The sequence below is a fragment of the bacterium genome (assembly GCA_013360215.1).
In the GTDB taxonomy this organism is placed as follows: Bacteria; CLD3; CLD3; order SB21; family SB21; genus JABWCP01.
Genome location: JABWCP010000054.1, coordinates 1 through 4,845, shown reverse-complemented (window position 1 = coordinate 4,845; position 4,845 = coordinate 1). Strand labels below are relative to the sequence as shown.

The 4,845-nt window shown below is 44.3% G+C and carries 5 protein-coding genes and 1 tRNA gene; all 6 read right to left on the bottom strand.

Annotation, left to right across the window (positions count from 1 at the left end):
* Positions 1-171 precede the first annotated feature (171 nt).
* Positions 172-1,179, bottom strand: coding sequence for a hypothetical protein (locus tag HUU58_16065; protein NUN47188.1), 1,008 nt, complete (start codon positions 1,177-1,179; stop codon positions 172-174).
* A 33-nt stretch (positions 1,180-1,212) separates the two neighbouring features.
* Positions 1,213-1,818, bottom strand: a complete 606-nt coding sequence (locus tag HUU58_16060) for a phosphoribosylglycinamide formyltransferase (GenBank protein ID NUN47187.1) — start codon at positions 1,816-1,818, stop codon at positions 1,213-1,215.
* Positions 1,819-1,956: 138 nt separating this feature from the next.
* Complete coding sequence (locus HUU58_16055; GenBank protein NUN47186.1) at positions 1,957-2,235, bottom strand: HU family DNA-binding protein; 279 nt, start codon at positions 2,233-2,235, stop codon at positions 1,957-1,959.
* Positions 2,236-2,521: 286 nt separating this feature from the next.
* Entirely contained in the window at positions 2,522-3,253 is a 732-nt protein-coding gene (locus HUU58_16050; protein NUN47185.1) for a 16S rRNA (uracil(1498)-N(3))-methyltransferase, read from the bottom strand.
* Positions 3,254-3,258: 5 nt separating this feature from the next.
* The gene (locus HUU58_16045) at positions 3,259-4,515 is read right to left on the bottom strand and encodes a hypothetical protein (protein ID NUN47184.1); all 1,257 of its coding nucleotides are present in this window, start codon (positions 4,513-4,515) and stop codon (positions 3,259-3,261) included.
* 67 nt (positions 4,516-4,582) lie between these two features.
* Positions 4,583-4,657 (bottom strand) — tRNA-Asn (locus HUU58_16040).
* Between the last annotated feature and the right edge of the window lie 188 nt (positions 4,658-4,845).

Genomic DNA, 4,845 nt, shown 5'->3' with positions numbered 1-4,845 from the left:
CTAAACTGTAATCCCGTTGCGTCCGCTTCACATACAACCTAGACCCTTGTCCTTCTTGCATCTGTTACTCCTCCTGTGGACGTATTGAAGGACGAGACACGAGACATAGTTTTGATAAATAAAAAACCCCGAACAAGTTCGGGGTTTTTTTATGCAGATATTCATTTAAAATTATTTTTTAACTGAAACAACTTTCAGCTTTTCACCGGCTTTGACTTTTTCAGAAATGGCTTTACCGCCCTTTTCGACATCGCATAGCGATGACCAGCCGTCTTCGGCAACAGTTTTCACTTCAAGAATACCGACATCGGTGGTTTTTTTGCGCATTTTTCCGGCTACTTCAACTTCGGTTTCTGTATAGACGCGGAAACGATCGCCTTTTTTTACCCCGATATCTTTGCCGCAGGTAATATTAACCACCGTGGCACCGCCTTTTTTCTTGTCTTCTTTAGTAATTTCAAAAATCTCGCCTTCGACAGGGAATGCATCGCGTAACCATTTTTTGAGGTCACTTCCGCATTCGCTAAGACCTTTGTATGCAGCCTTGATCGGTGTGGATTCATAAGCGTCCAATAATGCCATACCGAGAATTTTCGTTCCTTCGACCTCCGTACTGCCCTTGACGCGCTTAGATGTCATAACTTGACCGGTGGCCACATCTAAGATGGTAATCTGAATTTCTACCGTACCGGAATAGCCCATCAGCGTTGTTTTGTCTTTCGGATTATAATACGGATTGGTGCTGACCTGCTGTAGTTGGCCATTCACGATATATTGTGCGCCCAAAAGTCCGCCGATATTGGTTACCGTGTTCGGATCAATATTATCTGAAAGTTGGAAATCCTGCTCCTTCATTATTTTTTCCATCGCACTACGGTCGAGCACGACAAAACGGCCAAGCTTTACAAAAGCTTCGATGACGCGTTGCGTGGCCGCTTCGGCAAAAGCAGCAAGGGATGCCGGATCAGCAAAAGGTGATTCGGGAGCCGATTTCCACGTAGCTCCGCTCAATTGCCAGTTTACTGTCTGTGTTGCGCCATACGATTCGGCGATTTTAACTGCATCAATCGGGATAATAGCTACTTTTTGTTTGTCCGAGTCAATACTGGTTTTGCCTTGGGCGAACAGACTTGCGCCTATTATCAGTAGCCATAAAACATTTTTCATCGGTTTCATCATGCCTCTCCTGGTTATATCAGTTCTATCTATCATCTAAAAAGTGTTTTCAGCGTATTCGTTGGCAAAAAGATTTATTGCCTTATAATAGGTTTCGTGCTCGGCTTTCAGCACACGAGCACTCAAGGACTCCACATTATCATCTTCCATCACTTCAACAGCCTTTTGGAGGATGATCTTACCATGATCATATTCAGGGTCTACGAAATGTACCGTAACACCGGTGATTTTAGCTCCGTATTCCAAAACAGCCTGGTGCACGTGATGTCCGTACATACCTTTGCCGCCAAATGCAGGCAAAAGTGCAGGATGTATATTAATAATGCGGTTCGGGTAAATATCTAAAATCGGTTTACCGATTTTTTTCATATAACCGGCCAAAACAACCAAATGGACCTGATGCTGTGATAAACAATTTTTGATCGCTGCATGAAATTCTGAAATTTCAGAAAACTGTTCACTGGCGATATGAAAAGCCGGAATACCGTTCTCACGAGCAAACTGCAAAACGCCTGCTTCCGCGTGATTGCTGATGATTACACCGATTTGAGCTTTACACAATCCATCGGTTATCGCTTTATGGATAGCCCTGCAATTGGAGCCATTGCCGGAGGCTAAGATGCCAAGAATTAGTTTAGACATGAGAACATAGTTTCCATTCGGCAAAATGTATGGGATGAGGGTAAGGCAATCAAGCCAAAAAATAAAAAAGTCTCCCGGTATATCCGAGAGACTTTAGGTGACCGCTTTCTTCACCTATTACGGAGGGAGTGAAAGCGATTAACCTTTTTTTACCGTGTTCTTGAGGGCTTTGCCGGCTTTGAATTTCGGAACTTTAGCCGCAGCAATTTTGATCGTAGCGCCGGTTTGGGGATTGCGACCCGTACGGGCTTTACGTTTTGCCACGCTAAATGTGCCGAAACCAACGAGCGTTACAGCTTTGCCTTTTTTCAAGGACATGGAGATCGCTTCGATGAATGATTCCAAAGATTTTTCGGCTTTGGTTTTCGATACATCAGCGTCTTTCGCCATCTTGGCGACGAGATCAGCTTTGGTCATGGTTAGAACTCCTTTTTTTGGTGAAAAGCACGTACTTGATTAATCATACGCACTCAAAACTTAAGCAGTCTAACCATCGAGAGCGATCGTGAAATGAAATTTAGTATTGGAAAAGAACTTTTTTGAAGCATCTGTTTTTGATTACGAATCGAAAACAGATCGTTTTTTTGTAACGATATTAATATATATCGTGAAGTGGCTTTTGTCAAGATGTATTTTCGTATAAAGCCTTGATAGTGGCATGATTACGGGTATATATGCCCCTAAAAGCCCGTTTTTAGATATTTTACGGGTGTGCAAACATTGAAAAAAGACCTACACCACAAATGCTTGCCGTTTCAGCACGCAAACGGCGTAAGCCTAGCGAAAAACTTTGGAATCCATACTCTGCGGCCCTAGCGGCTTCTTCGTCCGTAAACCCGCCCTCCGGACCAACGACGATTATGGTATCGCACGCTTTCGCAAAATTTATTCCGTTTGGATCCAGAGGTTGTTCGGAAGATTCATGCAGAAAAATTTTTTGAACGGGGCGATCCGCGTACCTTCGCAATACGGAGTTTAAATCTGAAACGGGCGTTATTTCCGGCATAAGGCTTCGCCGCGATTGTTTCATGGCCGTCAATGCGATTTTGTGCCAACGTTCTATTTTTGTGTGGCCTGCCTCCGGCAGAGAACGTCGCGTCTTGACGGGGATGATACGATGTACGCCAAGTTCGGTCACTTTTTCCACCACGAGGTCAAAATGATCTTTTTTGATCAAAGCCTGTACCAGTGTGATTTCAAATCCGAGTTCGCGGGGTTTACTCGCTGTCGAAAGAATACGGCAGTGGGCTGATGTTTTATCGGAATGTTCCAATGCAACTGTAAATTCGTGCCCCAATCCGTCTATCGCATAGAAACGATCTCCGGGCGCTTTGCGCAACACTTTGACGCAGTGTTGCGATTCGTCATCTCGCAGAACCAAATGATCGGCATACACATCCTGCGGCCGGACAAAAAAATACTGGCTGTCTATCATAGCGATTATTTTAGCTTGGGTGTGAATTGGAAATAGATTCCGTAATTTCCTCGATGGGTTCGGATACCGTCTTTTAAAACGTAAGCATATTGTATTTTGATCCAATCCGATACGGCCAAACCACCGCCTGCAGATGATCTCATATCTCTCCAATGAAAACCATCGGGTACGAAATACATGACTTTTTCCGAGGCTTGCCATGCGTGGCCGATATCCCAAAATAACATCAGGTCAAATGTTTTAAATATAAAACCCAGGCCCCATATTTTGGTGAGGGGAGTTTGCGGCAAAAAAGAACCATTAAAATAGTATTCACTCTGGAAAAGCATGCGCCGATTGCCGTCCGAAAATTCCTTATAACCATATCCGCGCAGACTGCCTAAGCCGCCGGCATCGTATAAAAACTGGCCGTAAGTAAGCGACGAGGAAGAGTCTTTTTGAATGACGGTGTTCCCTGAAAAACCGTCATAGGCGCCGTAGAATGTCCATTTTTGTTTTCCAAACATGCGCTGTTGGCGCGTAATAGTCAGGCTCCCACGCTGGTATGAAAAATCCGAATTGAACGCTTTGTGCAGTAAACGGGCATTGGCATAGTCGCTGTGTATCAACCATGCGCTCACAGATGCCAAAGGCGAAGGCCGGGTGTCCAATTCGATCGCCGTACCGAGTGACACATCACGCCCTTCGGGAATTTCCGGATTTATACGAAATCGCGCGTGGCCATTGTTCTTTTTCGCACCCCAATCAAACATGCTCCATCGCGCATTTACATCGGTATTGCGATACTGTTGCCAGGTTCCAGATATGGTGATTTTGAGTGTACCGGAAATATCGGTACGCATTTCAAAGTTTCCGCCTTTGATGCGATACCAATCATAATAATCGCGTTTGGCCACTACGGATGTCAAAGAATTTTGCCATTCCGGTAAAACCATCCGATCGCGCGTATCGGCTTTATCAAAATATGCCGCAGCGATACTATATTCCGTATTATCTGAAATAAAGCTCTGCTGTAATCGGAGGTGGTAATCGGGTTTTCGCGCCGCCCAAGCGTATCCTCCTTCACCGTGCATTTTGAGGCGTTCTATAAAAAAATAATCGCCCGTCAAACCGGTAAAAAATCCGGATGCGCGGTCGTAACGGAGCCAGGGTGAAACATTATAAACACCGTCTTTTTCGTATAGATGAAATCCGGTCAACTGACTATATAATGAAATGGGAATGATGAATAATGTCCAAAAACCTAACAACGATTTTCGCATAACGATGCTTTCAAAAAATGTTGGCACAAAATAGAAAACCCGCATACCTAATGCAAGTACGCGGGTTTGGCTGCTCAGGTAGGGCTCGAACCTACAACCCTTCGGTTAACAGCCGAATGCTCTGCCATTGAGCTACTGAGCAGTGTTCATCGAACGGGGCAATAATAGCGTTCGGACTCAAAAAAGTCAAGTTTTTTTTCCCTTTATGTCAAGGCAAAGTAGAAATGTCCGGTTTTGTTGTTTTACAACCAACCCGAGGGTTGGTTGTAAATTTCGTAAAATTTCGTCGGTCGATTGGTAATTTCATTATATTTCAAAAACTGATTATTA